16 protein-coding genes are annotated in these 16,889 nt (G+C 62.0%); 12 read left to right on the top strand and 4 right to left on the bottom strand.

Going from position 1 to position 16,889, the window contains the following annotated elements:
- The first annotated feature begins 146 nt into the window (after positions 1-146).
- The 7 genes from glyA (at position 147) to fdhA (ending at position 9,142) form a co-directional block, all read left to right on the top strand.
- Entirely contained in the window at positions 147-1,400 is a 1,254-nt protein-coding gene (gene glyA, locus JV201_RS27065; protein ID WP_219406234.1) for a serine hydroxymethyltransferase, read from the top strand.
- A gap of 22 nt (positions 1,401-1,422) precedes the next feature.
- Positions 1,423-2,673, top strand: coding sequence for a sarcosine oxidase subunit beta (locus JV201_RS27060; RefSeq protein WP_219407229.1), 1,251 nt, complete (start codon positions 1,423-1,425; stop codon positions 2,671-2,673).
- Between the two features lie 15 nt (positions 2,674-2,688).
- Positions 2,689-2,991 (top strand): sarcosine oxidase subunit delta, encoded by a 303-nt coding sequence (locus JV201_RS27055; RefSeq protein ID WP_003209187.1) that lies wholly within the window; start codon positions 2,689-2,691, stop codon positions 2,989-2,991.
- Positions 2,988-6,005 (top strand): sarcosine oxidase subunit alpha, encoded by a 3,018-nt coding sequence (locus JV201_RS27050; RefSeq protein WP_087694756.1) that lies wholly within the window; start codon positions 2,988-2,990, stop codon positions 6,003-6,005. The genes JV201_RS27055 and JV201_RS27050 overlap by 4 nt, the downstream gene beginning before the upstream one ends.
- A gap of 132 nt (positions 6,006-6,137) precedes the next feature.
- Positions 6,138-6,770 carry a sarcosine oxidase subunit gamma gene (locus JV201_RS27045; protein WP_102604381.1) on the top strand — a complete coding sequence of 211 codons (633 nt, stop codon included), beginning with the start codon at positions 6,138-6,140 and terminating at the stop codon, positions 6,768-6,770.
- Positions 6,771-6,890: 120 nt separating this feature from the next.
- Positions 6,891-7,748, top strand: coding sequence for a formyltetrahydrofolate deformylase (gene purU / locus JV201_RS27040; RefSeq protein WP_003209192.1), 858 nt, complete (start codon positions 6,891-6,893; stop codon positions 7,746-7,748).
- A gap of 194 nt (positions 7,749-7,942) precedes the next feature.
- Positions 7,943-9,142 (top strand): formaldehyde dehydrogenase, glutathione-independent, encoded by a 1,200-nt coding sequence (fdhA, locus tag JV201_RS27035; protein ID WP_003209194.1) that lies wholly within the window; start codon positions 7,943-7,945, stop codon positions 9,140-9,142.
- Between the two features lie 65 nt (positions 9,143-9,207).
- Here the strand turns inward: fdhA and JV201_RS27030 are convergent, their stop codons facing one another.
- The 3 genes from JV201_RS27030 to JV201_RS27020 all read right to left on the bottom strand — a co-directional run bounded on the left by JV201_RS27030 (position 9,208) and on the right by JV201_RS27020 (position 11,060).
- The gene (locus tag JV201_RS27030) at positions 9,208-9,666 is read right to left on the bottom strand and encodes an anti-sigma factor domain-containing protein (RefSeq protein ID WP_003209196.1); all 459 of its coding nucleotides are present in this window, start codon (positions 9,664-9,666) and stop codon (positions 9,208-9,210) included.
- Positions 9,667-9,750: 84 nt separating this feature from the next.
- A complete protein-coding gene (locus tag JV201_RS27025; protein WP_008434341.1) occupies positions 9,751-10,428 on the bottom strand; it encodes an anti-sigma factor domain-containing protein in 678 nt (225 codons plus the stop codon).
- Positions 10,425-11,060, bottom strand: a complete 636-nt coding sequence (locus JV201_RS27020) for a sigma-70 family RNA polymerase sigma factor (RefSeq protein WP_219406233.1) — start codon at positions 11,058-11,060, stop codon at positions 10,425-10,427. The genes JV201_RS27025 and JV201_RS27020 overlap by 4 nt, the downstream gene beginning before the upstream one ends.
- A gap of 153 nt (positions 11,061-11,213) precedes the next feature.
- Between JV201_RS27020 and JV201_RS27015 the strand changes: the two genes are divergently transcribed.
- Positions 11,214-11,783 carry a DUF2780 domain-containing protein gene (locus tag JV201_RS27015; protein WP_219406232.1) on the top strand — a complete coding sequence of 190 codons (570 nt, stop codon included), beginning with the start codon at positions 11,214-11,216 and terminating at the stop codon, positions 11,781-11,783.
- Here the strand turns inward: JV201_RS27015 and JV201_RS27010 are convergent.
- Positions 11,780-12,667 (bottom strand): acyltransferase, encoded by an 888-nt coding sequence (locus JV201_RS27010; RefSeq protein WP_003209204.1) that lies wholly within the window; start codon positions 12,665-12,667, stop codon positions 11,780-11,782. The genes JV201_RS27015 and JV201_RS27010 overlap by 4 nt on opposite strands.
- A 173-nt stretch (positions 12,668-12,840) precedes the next feature.
- Between JV201_RS27010 and JV201_RS27005 the strand changes: the two genes are divergently transcribed.
- The 4 genes from JV201_RS27005 to creD are packed head-to-tail and all read left to right on the top strand — an operon-like array spanning position 12,841 to position 16,860.
- Positions 12,841-13,341 (top strand): ATP-dependent zinc protease, encoded by a 501-nt coding sequence (locus JV201_RS27005; protein WP_003209205.1) that lies wholly within the window; start codon positions 12,841-12,843, stop codon positions 13,339-13,341.
- A 9-nt stretch (positions 13,342-13,350) separates the two neighbouring features.
- Positions 13,351-14,019 (top strand): two-component system response regulator CreB, encoded by a 669-nt coding sequence (gene creB / locus JV201_RS27000; RefSeq protein WP_003209207.1) that lies wholly within the window; start codon positions 13,351-13,353, stop codon positions 14,017-14,019.
- Positions 14,019-15,458, top strand: a complete 1,440-nt coding sequence (creC, locus tag JV201_RS26995; RefSeq protein WP_102370057.1) for a two-component system sensor histidine kinase CreC — start codon at positions 14,019-14,021, stop codon at positions 15,456-15,458. The genes creB and creC overlap by 1 nt, the downstream gene beginning before the upstream one ends.
- Positions 15,459-15,510: 52 nt before the next feature.
- On the top strand, positions 15,511-16,860 hold the full coding sequence (gene creD / locus JV201_RS26990; RefSeq protein ID WP_219406231.1) for a cell envelope integrity protein CreD: 1,350 nt from the start codon (positions 15,511-15,513) through the stop codon (positions 16,858-16,860).
- The last annotated feature ends 29 nt before the right edge of the window (positions 16,861-16,889 follow it).

Genomic DNA, 16,889 nt, shown 5'->3' with positions numbered 1-16,889 from the left:
CGGCCATGTCGTAAACGCACCTTTGCGTGGCGTCCATAGGCATTTGACCTCTCTGCGCCAGCCCTACCATCGCATCAAAGGGCCCCTCCGTCGTGCGGCGGCCCCAACAATACGATTGGCGCACCGCCGCCGCTGGGAGAGACGCGATGTTCAGCAAGCAAGACCAGATCCAGGGTTATGACGATGCACTGCTGGCGGCCATGAATGCCGAGGAGCAGCGCCAGGAAGATCATATCGAGCTGATCGCGTCAGAGAACTACACCAGCAAGCGTGTCATGGAAGCCCAGGGCAGCGGCCTCACCAACAAGTACGCCGAAGGTTACCCGGGCAAGCGCTACTACGGCGGCTGCGAACATGTGGACAAGGTTGAAGTGCTGGCCATCGAGCGCGCCAAGCAACTGTTCGGCGCCGACTATGCCAACGTGCAGCCGCACTCCGGTTCGTCCGCCAACAGTGCGGTGTACCTGGCGCTGTTGAACGCCGGCGACACCATCCTCGGCATGAGCCTGGCCCACGGCGGCCACCTGACCCACGGCGCCAAAGTGTCGTCCTCGGGCAAGCTGTACAACGCGGTGCAATACGGCATCGACACCAACACCGGGCTGATCGACTACGACGAAGTCGAGCGCCTGGCCGTGGAGCACAAGCCGAAGATGATCGTGGCGGGTTTTTCCGCCTACTCCAAGACCCTGGATTTCCCGCGCTTTCGCCAGATCGCCGACAAGGTCGGTGCGCTGCTGTTCGTCGACATGGCCCACGTCGCCGGCCTGGTGGCCGCCGGTCTGTACCCGAACCCGCTGCCCTACGCCGATGTGGTCACCACCACCACCCACAAGACCCTGCGCGGTCCACGTGGCGGGTTGATCCTGGCCAAATCCAACGAAGAAATTGAAAAGAAACTCAACTCTGCGGTATTCCCAGGCGCCCAGGGCGGCCCGCTGATGCACGTGATCGCCGGCAAGGCGGTGTGCTTCAAGGAAGCCCAGGAGCCAGGTTTCAAGGCCTATCAACAGCAAGTGATCGAAAACGCCCAGGCCATGGCCGGCGTGTTTATCAAGCGCGGCTACGATGTAGTGTCCGGCGGCACCGATAACCACCTGTTCCTGGTCAGCCTGATCCGTCAGGGCCTCACCGGCAAGGACGCGGATGCCGCCCTCGGTCGCGCTCACATCACCGTCAACAAGAACGCCGTGCCCAACGACCCGCAGTCGCCCTTCGTGACCTCGGGCCTGCGTATCGGCACGCCGGCGGTGACCACACGCGGCTTCAAAGTGACCCAATGCCTGGAGTTGGCCGGCTGGATCTGCGACATCCTCGACAACCTCGGCGACGCCGATGTGGAGGCCAACGTCGCCAAGCATGTGGCCGCCCTGTGCGCTGATTTCCCGGTTTATCGCTGAGCGCGGTTTTGGAGTAATGACTATGCAACGCTACTCGGGCTTCGGCCTCTTCAAGCACTCACTCAGCCACCACGAAAGCTGGCAGAAGATGTGGCGCACGCCCACCCCGAAAAAGGTCTACGACGTGGTCATCGTCGGCGGCGGCGGGCATGGTCTGGCGACGGCTTACTACCTGGCCAAGGAGCACGGCATCACCAACGTGGCGGTGGTCGAGAAAGGCTGGCTGGGCGGCGGTAACACCGCGCGCAACACCACCATCGTGCGGTCCAACTACCTGTGGGACGAGTCGGCGCACCTGTACGAACACGCGATGAAACTCTGGGAAGGTTTGTCCCAGGATTTGAACTACAACGTGATGTTCTCCCAGCGTGGCGTCTACAACCTGTGCCACACCCTGCAGGATATCCGTGACTCCGAGCGTCGCGTCAGCGCCAACCGCCTCAACGGTGTGGACGGCGAACTGCTCAACGCCAAACAAGTGGCCGATGAGATTCCGTACCTCGACTGCTCCAAGAACACTCGCTACCCGGTAATGGGCGCCACCGTGCAACGGCGCGGCGGCGTGGCCCGTCACGATGCCGTGGCCTGGGGCTTTGCCCGCGCCGCTGACGCACTGGGCGTGGACCTGATCCAGCAGACCGAAGTCATCGGTTTCCGCAAGGAAAACGGTGTGTGCATCGGCGTGGAAACCAACAAAGGCTTCATCGGCGCCAAGCGCGTCGGCGTGGTGACGGCGGGTAACTCCGGCCACATGGCTTCGCTCGCGGGCTTCCGCCTGCCGATCGAATCCCACCCGCTGCAAGCACTGGTGTCGGAGCCGATCAAACCGATTATCGACAGCGTGATCATGTCCAACGCCGTGCACGGTTACATCAGCCAGTCCGACAAGGGCGACCTGGTGATCGGCGCCGGTATCGACGGCTACAACGGCTATGGCCAGCGCGGCTCGTACCCGGTGATCGAGCACACCATCCAGGCCATCGTCGAGATGTTCCCGGTGCTGTCCCGCGTGCGCATGAACCGCCAGTGGGGCGGCATCGTCGACACCACGCCGGATGCCTGCCCGATCATCTCCAAGACCCCGGTCCCGAACATGTTCTTCAACTGCGGTTGGGGCACCGGTGGTTTTAAAGCGACTCCAGGCTCAGGCAACGTATTTGCCGCCAGCCTGGCCAAGGGTGAAATGCACCCATTGGCAGCTCCATTCTCCATCGACCGTTTCCACAACGGTGCGCTGATCGACGAACACGGCGCTGCGGCCGTCGCCCACTAACAGGAGAAATTCCCTATGTTGCATATCTTCTGTCCTCACTGTGGCGAACTGCGCTCCGAAGAGGAATTCCACGCCTCCGGCCAAGCGCACATCCCGCGCCCACTGGACCCGAACACCTGCACCGACGAGGAGTGGGGCGACTACATGTTCTTCCGCGACAACCCGCGCGGCCTGCACCACGAACTGTGGATTCACGCTGCCGGTTGCCGCCAGTATTTCAACGCGACCCGCGACACCGTGACCTACGAAATTCTTGAAACCTACAAGATAGGCACCAAGCCGCAATTCACCGCCAAGGCTTCTGGAGAGAAGGTATGAGCCAGATCAATCGCCTGTCCAACGGTGGCCGGATCGACCGCAACAAAGCCCTGAGCTTCACCTTCAACGGCCAGAGCTACAAAGGCTTTGAAGGCGACACATTGGCCGCTGCGCTGCTGGCCAACGGCGTCGACATCATCGGTCGCAGCTTCAAGTATTCCCGCCCGCGCGGCATCTTCGCCGCCGGTGCCGAAGAGCCGAACGCGGTGCTGCAGATCGGCGCCACCGAAGCCACGCAAATCCCCAACGTGCGCGCCACGCAACAGGCGCTGTACCAGGGTTTGGTCGCCACCAGCACCAACGGCTGGCCGAGCGTGAACAACGACATGATGGGCATTCTCGGCAAGGTCGGCGGCAAGCTGATGCCGCCGGGTTTCTACTACAAAACCTTCATGTACCCGCAATCGTTCTGGATGACTTACGAGAAGTACATCCGTAAGGCAGCCGGTCTTGGCCGCTCGCCGACCGAGAACGATCCGGACACCTACGACTACATGAACCGTCATTGCGACGTGCTGATTGTGGGCGCGGGCCCTGCCGGCCTGGCGGCTGCGTTGGCGGCTGCCCGCAGTGGCGCCCGGGTGATCATCGCGGACGAGCAGGAAGAATTCGGCGGCTCCCTGCTGGACTCCCGCGAAAGCCTCGATGGCAAGCCGGCGGCTGAATGGGTCGCCAGTGTTATTGCGGAACTGAAATCCCTGCCGGACGTGGTGCTGCTGCCTCGCGCCACCGTCAACGGTTACCACGACCATAACTTCCTGACCATTCACGAGCGCCTCACCGACCACCTCGGTGACCGTGCGCCGATCGGCCAGGTGCGTCAGCGTATCCACCGGGTTCGCGCCAAGCGCGTGGTGTTGGCCACTGGTGCGTGCGAGCGTCCGCTGGTGTACGGCAACAACGACGTACCGGGCAACATGCTGGCGGGAGCGGTCTCCACTTACGTGCGTCGCTACGGCGTGGCACCGGGCAAGAAGCTGGTGCTGTCCACCAACAACGATCACGCCTACCGCGTGGCGCTGGACTGGTTCGACGCCGGCCTCAGCGTTGTCGCCGTAGCCGATGCCCGCCACAATCCACGGGGCGCGCTGGTTGAAGAGGCGCGTGCCAAAGGCATTCGCATCCTCACCGGCAGCGCCGTGATCGAGGCCCGTGGCAGCAAGCACGTCACTGGTGCCCGTGTTGCGGCCATCGATGTCAAAGCTCATAAAGTCACCAGCCCCGGCGAGTGGCTGGAGTGCGACCTGGTCGCCAGCTCCGGCGGCTACAGCCCGGTGGTCCACCTGGCCTCGCACCTGGGCGGCAAGCCGACCTGGCGTGAAGACATCCTCGGTTTTGTACCGGGCGAAGCACCGCAGAAACGCGTGTGCGTCGGTGGCATCAATGGCGTCTACGGCCTCGGCGATTCCCTGGCCGACGGTTTTGAAGGTGGCGTGCGCGCTGCCAGCGAAGCCGGGTTTGCGCCGGTGGAAGGTACGCTGCCCAAAGCCTTGAGCCGTCTGGAAGAACCGACCCTGGCGCTGTTCCAGGTACCTCACGAGAAAGCTACCGCACGGGCGCCGAAGCAATTTGTCGACCTGCAGAATGACGTCACCGCGGCCGCCATCGAACTCGCCACCCGCGAGGGTTTCGAGTCGGTGGAGCACGTCAAGCGCTACACCGCACTGGGATTCGGCACTGACCAGGGCAAGCTCGGCAACGTCAACGGCCTGGCCATCGCGGCCCGTTCGCTGAATGTGACCATCCCGCAGATGGGCACTACCATGTTCCGTCCCAACTACACGCCGGTAACCTTCGGCGCGGTAGCAGGCCGGCACTGTGGGCACATCTTCGAGCCGGTGCGCTACACCGCGCTGCAAGCCTGGCACGTGAAAAACGGCGCCGAGTTTGAGGACGTCGGCCAGTGGAAACGCCCATGGTATTTCCCGCGCAACGGTGAAGACCTGCACGCCGCAGTGAAGCGCGAATGCCTGGCCGTGCGTGACAGCGTCGGCCTGCTGGACGCGTCCACCCTCGGCAAGATCGACATCCAGGGCCCGGATGCCCGCGAGTTCCTCAACCGCATCTACAGCAACGCCTGGACCAAGCTCGACGTGGGCAAGGCCCGCTACGGCCTGATGTGCAAGGAAGACGGCATGGTCTTCGACGACGGCGTGACTGCCTGCCTCGCCGACAACCACTTCCTGATGACCACCACCACCGGCGGCGCAGCACGCGTACTCCAGTGGCTGGAAATCTACCAGCAGACCGAATGGCCGGACCTCAAGGTGTACTTCACCTCGGTCACCGACCATTGGGCAACCATGACTTTGTCCGGCCCCAACAGCCGCAAGCTGCTGAGCGAAGTCACCGACATCGACCTGGACAAGGACGGCTTCCCGTTCATGACCTGGAAAGAAGGCCTGGTAGGCGGCGTGCCGGCACGGGTGTTCCGGATTTCGTTTACCGGTGAGCTGTCGTACGAAGTCAACGTGCAGGCCGACTACGCCATGGGTGTGCTCGAGAAAATCGTCGAGGCCGGCAAGCAGTACAACCTGACCCCGTACGGCACCGAAACCATGCACGTGCTGCGGGCCGAGAAGGGTTTCATCATCGTCGGCCAGGATACCGACGGCTCGATGACCCCGGACGACCTGAACATGGGCTGGTGTGTAGGCCGTACCAAACCGTTCTCGTGGCTCGGCTGGCGCGGGATGAATCGCGAGGATTGCGTGCGTGAAGACCGCAAGCAGCTTGTCGGACTCAAGCCGATCGACCCGAACGTGTGGCTGCCGGAAGGCGCGCAGTTGGTGTTCGACGCCAAGCAGACGATCCCGATGAAGATGGTCGGCCATGTCACCTCCAGTTATGCCCACAACTCCCTCGGGTATTCGTTTGCCATGGGCGTGGTGAAGGGCGGCTTGAAGCGCATCGGCGAGCGGGTGTTTGCACCGCTGGCGGATGGCAGCGTGATCGAGGCGGAGATTGTTTCTTCGGTGTTCTTTGATCCTAAAGGCGATCGTCAGAACATCTGACACCTGATCGTTCCCACGCTCCGCGTGGGAATGCATCCCGGGGCGCTCTGCGCCCCAAGAGCGGACGCAGAGCGTCCATGGCGGCATTCCCACGCAGAGCGTGGGAACGATCAAATTCAACACAGGTGCTTTATGACAGCAGCCAATGTTTACCAACAACGCCCCACCTCCGGAGCCAAGGCCGAGTCGTCGCTGCACCATGCCGACCTCGCCAGCCTGGTAGGCAAGGGCCGCAAGAACGCCGGCGTGACCGTGCGTGAAAAGAAACTGCTGGGCCACCTGACCATTCGTGGCGATGGCCATGACGCAGCCTTCGCCGCCGGTGTGCACAAAGCCTTGGGTATCGAATTGCCCGGTGCCCTGCAAGTCATCGTCAAGGGTGAGACCAGCCTGCAATGGCTCGGTCCGGATGAGTGGTTGCTGGTAGTGCCAGGCGGTGAGGAATTCGCCGCCGAGAAAAGCTTGCGTGAGGCGCTGGGTGATTTGCATATCCAGGTCGTCAACGTCAGCGGCGGCCAGCAGATTCTCGAACTCAGCGGCCCCAACGTGCGCGATGTGCTGATGAAATCCACCAGCTACGACGTGCACCCCAACAGCTTCCCGGTGGGCAAGGCGGTGGGCACGGTGTTTGCCAAGTCGCAATTGGTGATTCGCCATACTGCTGAAGACACCTGGGAGCTGGTGATTCGTCGCAGCTTCTCGGATTACTGGTGGCTGTGGTTGCAGGATGCGGCGGCTGAGTATGGTTTAAGCGTCCAGGCCTGATCGTTCCCACGCTCCGCGTGGGAATGCATCCCGGGACGCTCCGCGTCCCAAGAGCGGACGCAGAGCGTCCATTGCGGCGTTCCCACGCAGAGCGTGGGAACGCTCAAGGAGTCACGAATAATGAGCCGCGTACCCGATACATGGATTTTGACCGCCGACTGCCCCAGCGTGCTCGGCACGGTGGACGCGGTCACTCGCTACCTGTTCGAGCAGGGCTGCTACGTCACTGAGCACCACTCCTTCGATGACCGGCTCTCGGGCCGGTTCTTCATCCGCGTGGAGTTCCGCCAGCCTGACGGTTTTGACGAACAAGCCTTCCGCGATGGCCTGGCCACCCGTGGCGAAGCCTTCGGCATGATCTTCGAACTGACCGCGCCGAACTACCGGCCGAAAGTGGTGATCATGGTCTCCAAGGCCGATCACTGCCTCAACGATTTGCTCTACCGCCAGCGCATCGGCCAACTGTCGATGGACGTGGTCGCCGTAGTCTCCAACCACCCGGACCTCAAGCCCCTGGCCGACTGGCACCAGATTCCCTATTACCACTTTCCCCTGGACCCCAACGACAAGCCGTCGCAGGAGCGCCAGGTGTGGCAGGTGATCGAAGAGTCCGGCGCCGAGCTGGTGATCCTTGCGCGCTACATGCAAGTGCTGTCGCCGGAGCTGTGCCGCAAGCTCGACGGTAAAGCCATCAACATCCACCACTCCCTGCTGCCCGGTTTCAAGGGCGCCAAGCCGTATCACCAGGCCTACAACAAGGGGGTGAAACTGGTGGGCGCTACTGCGCATTACATCAATAACGATTTGGACGAAGGCCCGATCATCGCCCAGGGCGTGGAGGTGGTGGACCACAGTCACTATCCGGAAGATTTGATTGCCAAGGGACGGGATATCGAAGGCCTGACCCTGGCCCGGGCCGTGGGGTATCACATTGAGCGGCGGGTGTTCTTGAACGCCAATCGGACAGTGGTGCTCTGATGGACGCCTTCGCGAGCAAGCCCGCTCCCACATTCGACCGCATTTCAAAGGTAGGACTCGGTCAACTGTGGGAGCGGGCTTGCTCGCGAAGAGGCCCTTACTAACAACGCAAAAACAGCATCTGTACCCGAGCACTTAAACGCGCTGCCTGCCTGGGCAACGCGGTTCCATAAAAACAACAGCGAGGTGAAAGCATGTCTGGTAATCGTGGTGTCGTGTATCTCGGCAACGGCAAGGTCGAAGTACAGAAAATCGACTATCCCAAAATGCAGGACCCCCGTGGCAGGAAGATTGAGCACGGCGTCATCCTGCGCGTGGTCTCCACCAACATCTGCGGCTCCGACCAACACATGGTGCGCGGCCGCACCACTGCCCAGACCGGTCTGGTCCTGGGCCACGAAATCACTGGCGAAGTGATCGAGAAGGGCAGCGACGTCGAGAACCTGAAAATCGGCGACCTGGTGTCGGTGCCGTTCAACGTTGCGTGTGGCCGTTGCCGTTCCTGCAAGGAGCAGCACACCGGCGTGTGCCTGACCGTCAACCCGGCCCGTGCCGGTGGCGCCTACGGCTATGTCGACATGGGCGACTGGACCGGTGGCCAGGCCGAATACGTGCTGGTGCCTTACGCCGACTTCAACCTGTTGAAACTGCCGGACCGCGACAAGGCCATGGAGAAAATCCGCGACCTGACTTGCCTCTCCGACATCCTGCCCACTGGCTACCACGGTGCAGTCACTGCGGGCGTTGGCCCGGGCAGCACGGTCTACATCGCCGGTGCCGGGCCTGTGGGCCTGGCAGCTGCCGCCTCCGCTCGCCTGCTGGGCGCTGCGGTGGTGATCATCGGTGACGTCAACCCGATCCGCCTGGCCCACGCCAAGGCCCAGGGTTTTGAAATTGCCGACCTGTCGAAAGACACCCCGCTGCACGAACAGATTGCTGCGTTGCTGGGCGAGCCGGAAGTGGATTGCGCCGTCGATGCCGTGGGTTTCGAAGCGCGTGGCCATGGTCATGAAGGGGCCAAGGCAGAGGCTCCGGCCACCGTGCTCAACTCGTTGATGGGCGTGGTGCGGGTGGCTGGCAAAATCGGTATTCCGGGCCTGTACGTGACAGAAGACCCGGGTGCCGTGGATGCCGCTGCAAAAATGGGCAGCCTGAGCATTCGTTTCGGCCTGGGCTGGGCCAAGTCCCACAGCTTCCACACCGGGCAAACCCCTGTGATGAAGTACAACCGCCAACTGATGCAGGCGATCATGTGGGACCGTATCAACATTGCCGACATCGTCGGTGTGGAAGTCATCAGCCTGGATGACGCGCCACGCGGGTACGGTGAGTTCGATGCGGGCGTGCCGAAGAAGTTTGTGATTGATCCGCACAAGTTGTTCAGCGCGGCTTAAATCGCGGGCAAATAAAAAGGCGACCTCAGGGTCGCCTTTTTTGCATCTGCGGTTGGGTGGGAGAATCAGCGAATCGCCAAAGCCCCCTGATACACCGTTGGCCCCGTCGGCTGCTTGCTCACCGAGCCACCCTTGGTTTCCGAACTGACCATCAGTGTCACCGGCTTGCTGATCGACTCCTGCTGGCGAGGGTTGATGCCGATAATGCCTTTGCCGTCTTCCGGCAGCAGGCCCAGCGACACTGGCGTGCCGTCAGCCGGGACGGCCCACAGTTCCAGGCTTTGATCCGGAGCCGGTGCGGTGGCGGCAATCGGCTGCACTTCGAGGTAATCCTTGTGGGCCACGATTTGCGTGGCCGGTTGCTGGGTGGTGTTCACCAGCAATGCGGCAGCCTTGACGCTGTCCTGGGTGTAGAGGGCGCCGCCGACGCCTGCCACTATCACCAAACAGGCGCCGACGAACAGGCGTGGGCGGTTCCAGAATGAAGGCTTGTGCTCAATCACTTGGGGGTTGATCGCAGTCATTAGGCTCTTCCTGACATGTTTTGTAGTCTTTCATGGACCCAGTTAACGGCGATCGGTTCCTCATCCGTCGTATTGAGCCTCGGATCAGAGTGATGCCAATTGGCCCTGATACAGCACCGGCCCGGTGGGTTGTCCGGTCGGCGAGCCCCCCTGAGGCTCAAGGCTCACTGCCAGGGTCAGCGGCGCCGTCAGCAGCGCCTGGTGTTCTTTGCTCAACTGGATTCGGCCGTTACCCGACACCGGCAACAACCCCAGGGAGATGGGTTTGCCGCCCGCCGGGATTGCCCACAGTTCCAACGCGCGGGCCGGCTCCACAGCCGCCAGGGTCAGCGGTTCCACTTGCAGATGATCCGCATAGGCCTGGATCTTCAGCGCGGGCTGTTGATTGGCCGCCACCAGCGTGGCGTTGTACTCCACCCCAAGGTCGCGCTGGTACAACACGCCCACCAACACCGCGATCACCACCCCGCACGCCGCTACCAGCAAGCGCAGGTTCATCCAGAACGGTTTCTTCGCCGGCATATGCAGCACTTGCGGCTCAATGCGCGCCTTGATCCCTTCCCATACGTGGTCCGGCACCGGCCGTTCAGGCAGCGGCCCGGTGAGGCTGGCGAGGGCATCCTGCCAGTGCCCGAGTTCGACGCGCAGCGCCGCGTCATCCCGCAGCAGCGCTTCAAAGCGCCGGCGGGCGGTGGCAGGCATCAGCCCGATGGCGTAGTCAGCCGCCAGGGCGCGGCGCAGGGCGGTGGTCTGGTAGTTCATGATTCAAGGCACCTGCGCAAGCGCTCCATGCCGCGGCGAATCCAGGATTTGACCGAGCCCAGGGGCGCGGCCAGATGTTCGGCCAATTCCGAGCACGACAAGCCCTGGAAGTAAGCCACGGTGATCGACTGGCGCTGCATGCCTTCGAGGCTGTCGAGGCAGCGGTTCAGGGCGAGGGCTTCACGCTCGCTGTCGAGCTGTTCATGGGCGCTGGGGCTTTCGTCGGCCGTGGCGTCCTCCTGGCCTTCGTTCAAGGGTTGTTCGCGGTGTTTGCGCAACTGGTCGATCGCCAGGTTGCGGGTGATATTGACCATCCAGGTCATGGGCGCCGACAGATGGGCCTCATAGCGTGACGCGTTGTACCAGATGCGCACGAAGCTTTCCTGCAACACCTCCTCGGCCAGATCCTTGCGACCCATGAAACGCAAGGCAACACCGTGCAAACGCGGGGAAACGCTGCGATAGAGCGTTTCGAACGCCTGGCGATTACCCAGTGAACACTGGGCCAGCAATTGCCGTAGCTGATCTGCATCGTGGGTCGAAATGGGGCTTCTCCAGGCGCTTGCAACAGGGCGATGGGGCGGCACACGGTAAAGAGGGCAGGCTGAGGTTAGTCCAGCTTGGGCATTCATTCCATCTACCTCCGTGCGGCTCGTGGTGGATATACGCAGCGCAAGGCGCATCGGATGCAGTGGTTTTCTGAACTAATCTGCAGGGAGGGAACAATCCTTCGGCGTACCCAGTCAAACTCCTGCTTTTTGCGCTTACTTTCAGAGGTTGTCTTGATGAAGATTTCACGCGGTTTTGCCCTGTCCTGCCTGTTGACCGTGGCGGCCAGCCCGGTATTTGCGGCAGGTTTCAGCCTCGGCGACGTGGCCAATGCCGTGTCCGGTGCACAAGGTGGCGACAAGGCAGCAGCGGCTGCACCCACTTCACAGACCGCTGGTCTGCTGCAGGCACTGACCTCGCAATTGAACGTGACCCCTGAGCAGGCCGTTGGTGGTACCGGCGCAATGCTGGGCCTGGCCAAGAATAAATTGGGCGGCGGTGATTACTCGCAACTGACCCAAAGCGTACCGGGCCTGGACAAGCTCTCCGGCAGCAACTCCCTGGGCAGCCTCGGCGCCCTGAGCGGCATGCTCGGCCAGAGCGGCGGCAGCAAGACCTCGGGCCTGGACGGCGTGTTGGGTAACGTGAAGAACACCAACGACCTGAACACCGCGTTCAGCGCGCTGGGCATGGACAGTGGGATGGTGGGCCAGTTTGCGCCGGTTATCCTGAAATACCTGGGCGGCCAGGGCGCCAGCGAATCGGTGCTGGGCAAACTGGCTTCGGCCTGGGGCACTGGCGGCTAAGGCCGCTCCGCGCGCAGTTGGGCGATGCGCGCATCCTTCTCCATCCAGAGCTGGTTGACCCAGTTCTGGACGGTCTGGCGAAACGCCGGATCGTTCTCGTAATCCCCCTGCCACAACGCCGGATCCAGCTCTCGGGTACGGATATCCACGATCACCTTCGGCACCGCACCACTGATCAAGTCCCAGAAGCCCGGAATGTTTTCCTGTGGATAAACCACGGTGACGTCGAGCACCGCATCCAGCTGTTCACCCAACGCCGCGAGCACGAACGCCACGCCACCCGCCTTGGGCTTGAGCAGGCGCTCGAAGGGTGAAGCCTGCTGTTTGCGCTTGGCCGGGGTGAACCGCGTGCCTTCCAGGTAATTCACCACGGTGACCGGTTGGCGCTTGAACAACTCGCAGGCCTCTTTGGTGATTTTCAGGTCCTGGCCTGCCAGTTCCGGGTGTTTGGCCAGGAATGCCTTGCTGTAGCGCTTCATGAACGGGTAATCGAGTGCCCACCAGGCCAGGCCCAGGAAGGGTACCCAGATCAGTTCCTTTTTCAGGAAGAACTTGAAGAACGGCGTGCGCCGGTTGAGGGCCTGGATCAGTGCGGGGATGTCGACCCAGGATTGATGGTTGCTGATCACCAGATAAGAAGTGTCCCCCCGCAGGTCGCCGCCGCCGCGAATGTCCCATTGGGTAGGGATGCACAGGGCGAAGATCAGCTTGTCGATCTCGGCCCAGGTTTCGGCGATCCACATGACGGCCCAGGAGGCATAGTCACGAAAGCGACCGGGGGCCACCAGCTTGAGCAGGGCAAACACCATCAGCGGCCCGAACAGCACCAGGGTGTTGAGCAACAGCAGCAATGTGACGAAACAGCCGGTGAGCAGGCGGCGCATAAGTAACTCTTGGAATCATTTTTGGCCCGCCATGATAAGCAGCTTGGGCCTGGAGACCAAATCGCAAATAAGCTTACGAATGTTTCACAGCGGGCTGGGTATGCTCTGTGATCTAACTAAGCAGCGAATTTGCAGTCTAGAATTGGCCCACTTATTTCAAGGAAACCTCCCACGTGAAATCCATCCTTGCCCTGCTAACGCTGGTGGCCTTGCCTGTCATGGCCGCTGAGCCGACCCTTTACGGTCGCTACGAATACATCCAACTGCCGGAAATCGGTGAGACCTTCAAGGCCAAGATGGACACCGGCGCGCTGACTGCCTCGCTGTCGGCCCGGGACATCGAGACGTTCACCCGTGATGGCGACGACTGGGTACGCTTCCGCCTCGGCGGCAAGGACGCCACCAACAAGGTGTACGAGCACAAGGTTTCGCGCATCAGCAAAATCAAGAGCCGCGCCGACGAAGATGACGACAAGGACGAAGCCACCGTGGCCAAGCGCCCGGTGATCGACCTGGAAATGTGCCTGGGCAACGTCAAGCGCACCGTCGAGGTCAACCTCACCGACCGCAGCAGCTTCAACTACCCGCTGCTGATCGGCGCCAAGGCCCTGCGTGAATTCGGCGCTGCGGTAAACCCGGCCCGCCGTTACACTGCGGACAAACCGGACTGCTGACGGAACACCATGGCGCATATCCTGATTGTCGAAGACGAAGCGGCTATCGCTGACACGCTGATTTTCGCCCTGCAAGGCGAGGGCTTCACCACCACCTGGTTGAGCCTCGGCCAGGCGGCGCTGGCCCATCAGCGGCAAACCCCGGCGGACCTGGTCATCCTCGACATCGGCCTGCCGGACATCACCGGCTTTGAAACCTGCAAGCAACTGCGGCGTTTCAGCGAAGTACCGGTGATGTTCCTCAGCGCCCGGGACGGTGAGATCGACCGCGTGGTGGGTCTTGAGATCGGCGCTGACGACTATGTAGTCAAGCCGTTCAGCCCGCGGGAAGTGGCAGCGCGGGTACGGGCCATTCTCAAGCGCGTGGGCCCCGGTGCTGCTCCGGCGGTGTTCCAGGTGGACCTGGAGCGCATGCAGATCAGTTATCGCGGCCAGCCCCTGAGCCTCACTCGCCATGAATTCCGTCTGCTGCACAGCCTGTTGGAGCAACCCGAGCGCGTGTTCAGCCGCGAGCAACTGCTGGATGCGGTGGGCGTGGCGGCGGACGCAGGCTACGAGCGCAATATCGACAGCCACATCAAAAGCGTGCGCAGCAAATTGCGCGCGGTGGCGCCCGAGGCGGAGCCCATCCAGACCCACCGTGGCCTTGGCTACAGCTACAGCCCGGGCAACAGCTGATGCGCCTGGGGATTCGGTTCTTCCTGGTGTACGCATTGTTTATCGGCCTGACCGGCTACTTCGTACTCAGCACCGTGATGAAGGAAATCCGCCCCGGCGTGCGCCAGTCCACCGAAGAAACCCTGGTAGACACCGCCAACCTGCTGGCGGAAATCCTGCGCGACGATGTGAAGAACGGCACCCTCGGCCAGAGCCACTGGCCCGAACTGCTCAAGGCCTACGGTGAGCGTCAGCCCGGCGCGAATATCTGGGGCCTGCCGAAAAACCAGGTCAACCACCGCATCTACGTCACCGACGCCAAGGGCATCGTGTTGCTGGACTCCAGCGGCGAGGCGGTGGGCGAGGACTATTCGAAGTGGAACGATGTGTACCTGACCCTGCGCGGCGAATACGGTGCGCGCTCGACCCGCAGCGAACTGGATGACCCCGCTTCGTCGGTGATGCACGTCGGCGCGCCGATCCGCGATAGCGGGCAGATCATCGGCGTGGTCACTGTGGCCAAGCCCAACAGTTCACTGCAACCCTATGTGGACCGCACCGAAGACCGGTTGCTGTGGTACGGCGCCGGGCTGGTCGCCCTGGGCTTGCTGTTTGGTGCGCTGTTGTCGTGGTGGTTGAGTGTCGCACTGCGCCGGCTGACGGCGTATGCCCAGGCGGTGAGTGAAGGCCGGCGTGCCGAGTTGCCGCACTATCGCGGCGGTGAACTGGAGCAGTTGTCCACCGCCGTGGAGCACATGCGCACCCAGCTGGAAGGCAAGGCGTACGTCGAACGTTATGTGCACACCCTGACCCACGAATTGAAAAGCCCGCTGGCGGCGATTCGTGGTGCGGCGGAGCTGTTGCAGGGCGACATGTCCCGTGACCAGCAGCAGCGTTTCGTGAGCAATATCGACAGTGAAAGTGCGCGCTTGCAGCAGTTGATCGAACGCTTGCTGAACCTGGCGCAGGTGGAGCAGCGCCAGGGCCTTGAGGACCAGGCCAGCCTGTCGTTGGCGGCGCTGGTGGACGAAGTGCTCAGGGCTCAATGTGCGCGCATTGAAGGCGCCGGGTTGCAGGTCGAGCAGGCGATTGCCGCGGATCTGCAGGTGTATGGCGAGCCGTTCCTGCTGCGCCAGGCGCTGGGTAACCTGCTGGAAAACGCGCTGGATTTCACACCGCCCGGTGGCACATTGCGGTTCAGCGCCAAGGCCTTGGATGACGGGATCGAATTCACCCTGTTCAACCAGGCCGACGCCATTCCCGAGTATGCGTTGCCGCGCCTGAGCGAGCGCTTCTATTCCCTGCCGCGCCCGGCCAGCGGGCGCAAGAGCACCGGCCTTGGGCTGAATTTTGTCGAAGAGGTGATGAAGCTGCACGGCGGCTCATTGCAGATCGGCAACGTGCCCGGCGGCGTGCAGGTAAAACTGCATCTCCACACAGTCTCCACATTCCCTTCATAAATCCCCCTTAAGCGCCCGCCAGACTCTCCCCCATCAAAACAGGGAGAGCTTCATGAACCGCAATCTGCTTTTCAAATTGGGCGCCATCGCGCTGCTGATCGTGCTGTTGTTGATTCCGTTGCTGATGATCCACGGGGTGATTACCGACCGTCAGCAACTGCGCGACGACGTCTTGCAGGATATCGCCCGCAGTTCCAGCTACAGCCAGCGCCTCAATGGCCCGGTGCTGGTGGTGCCTTATCGCAAGACCGTCCGGGAGTGGAAGCTCAATGAAAAGCTCAACGAACGCTACGAAGAAACCCGCGAGGTGCGTGGTCATCTGTATTTCCTGCCGGAGCAATTTGCCCTCGACGGGCAGGTGCAAACCGAAGTGCGCGCACGGGGCATCTACCAGGCGCGGTTGTTCCACGCCGACAGCCGTATCAGTGGGCGGTTTGTGTTGCCGGAGCAGTGGGGCATCACGGAAAACTTTGCCGATTACCGCTTTGACCCGGCGTATCTGGCAGTGGGTATCAGCGACATTCGCGGCATCGAAAATGCGTTGAAGCTGGAGCTGGGCAGCCAGCAACTGGCGTTTTCCCCGGGTACTCAAGTGGCTTGGCTGGGGGAGGGTGTGCACGTGATGCTGCCCGAGCAGGACAGCCAGAATCCGTCACCTTTTGACTTCGCCTTTGACCTGCGCCTGCAAGGCACCGAGCAGTTGCAAGTGGTGCCGGTGGGCAAGACCAGCCAGGTCAAGCTCGCGTCCAACTGGCCGCACCCCAGCTTTATCGGCAACTTCCTGCCGACCCAGCGCGAGGTTACCGCCCAAGGCTTCAGCGCCAATTGGCAGACCACATTCTTTTCCACCAACCTGGAAGAAGCACTGCGCGGTTGCCTGGCCGAGCGCGGCTGTGACGACTTCAACAGCCGCAGCTTCGGCGTAAGCTTTATCGACCCGGTGGACCAGTACCTCAAGAGCGATCGGGCGATCAAATATGCGCTGCTGTTCATTGCCCTGACGTTTGCCGGTTTCTTCCTGTTCGAGGTGCTCAAGAGCCTGGCGGTGCACCCGATCCAGTACGCGTTGGTGGGGGTTGCCCTGGCGTTTTTCTATTTGCTGTTGTTGTCATTGTCCGAGCACATCGGGTTTGGCCCGGCGTACCTGATATCGGCGGCGGCCTGTGTGTTGCTGATCGGGTTTTACGTCTGCCATGTGCTGTGCAGTGTCGCCCATGGCCTGGGGTTTTCAGCAGGGTTGGCGGCGTTGTATGGCTTGCTGTACGGGTTGCTGAGTGCCGAGGATTACGCGTTGTTGATGGGCTCGTTGCTGCTGTTCGGGTTGCTGGGCACGGTGATGGTGCTGACCCGCAAGCTGGATTGGTATGGGGTGGGCAAGCGCAAGGAGATGGGTGATGAGTAGGTCGTTGGGGTTGCGGGAAGATCAGCAAG

The sequence above is a fragment of the Pseudomonas sp. Colony2 genome (assembly GCF_019382755.1).
Taxonomy (GTDB): Bacteria; Pseudomonadota; Gammaproteobacteria; order Pseudomonadales; family Pseudomonadaceae; genus Aquipseudomonas.
Note: the sequence above shows the minus strand (reverse complement) of the source record. Positions and strands in the feature narration are given on the sequence as shown.

Bases quoted from the DNA above. Each gene is read 5' to 3' on its own strand.
- glyA (WP_219406234.1), top strand. From the start codon at position 147: ATGTTCAGCAAGCAAGACCAGATCCAGGGTTATGACGATGCACTGCTG.
- JV201_RS27060 (WP_219407229.1), top strand. From the start codon at position 1,423: ATGCAACGCTACTCGGGCTTCGGCCTCTTCAAGCACTCACTCAGCCAC.
- JV201_RS27055 (WP_003209187.1), top strand. From the start codon at position 2,689: ATGTTGCATATCTTCTGTCCTCACTGTGGCGAACTGCGCTCCGAAGAG.
- JV201_RS27050 (WP_087694756.1), top strand. From the start codon at position 2,988: ATGAGCCAGATCAATCGCCTGTCCAACGGTGGCCGGATCGACCGCAAC.
- JV201_RS27045 (WP_102604381.1), top strand. From the start codon at position 6,138: ATGACAGCAGCCAATGTTTACCAACAACGCCCCACCTCCGGAGCCAAG.
- purU (WP_003209192.1), top strand. From the start codon at position 6,891: ATGAGCCGCGTACCCGATACATGGATTTTGACCGCCGACTGCCCCAGC.
- fdhA (WP_003209194.1), top strand. From the start codon at position 7,943: ATGTCTGGTAATCGTGGTGTCGTGTATCTCGGCAACGGCAAGGTCGAA.
- JV201_RS27030 (WP_003209196.1), bottom strand. From the start codon at position 9,666: ATGACTGCGATCAACCCCCAAGTGATTGAGCACAAGCCTTCATTCTGG.
- JV201_RS27025 (WP_008434341.1), bottom strand. From the start codon at position 10,428: ATGAACTACCAGACCACCGCCCTGCGCCGCGCCCTGGCGGCTGACTAC.
- JV201_RS27020 (WP_219406233.1), bottom strand. From the start codon at position 11,060: ATGAATGCCCAAGCTGGACTAACCTCAGCCTGCCCTCTTTACCGTGTG.
- JV201_RS27015 (WP_219406232.1), top strand. From the start codon at position 11,214: ATGAAGATTTCACGCGGTTTTGCCCTGTCCTGCCTGTTGACCGTGGCG.
- JV201_RS27010 (WP_003209204.1), bottom strand. From the start codon at position 12,667: ATGCGCCGCCTGCTCACCGGCTGTTTCGTCACATTGCTGCTGTTGCTC.
- creB (WP_003209207.1), top strand. From the start codon at position 13,351: ATGGCGCATATCCTGATTGTCGAAGACGAAGCGGCTATCGCTGACACG.
- creC (WP_102370057.1), top strand. From the start codon at position 14,019: ATGCGCCTGGGGATTCGGTTCTTCCTGGTGTACGCATTGTTTATCGGC.
- creD (WP_219406231.1), top strand. From the start codon at position 15,511: ATGAACCGCAATCTGCTTTTCAAATTGGGCGCCATCGCGCTGCTGATC.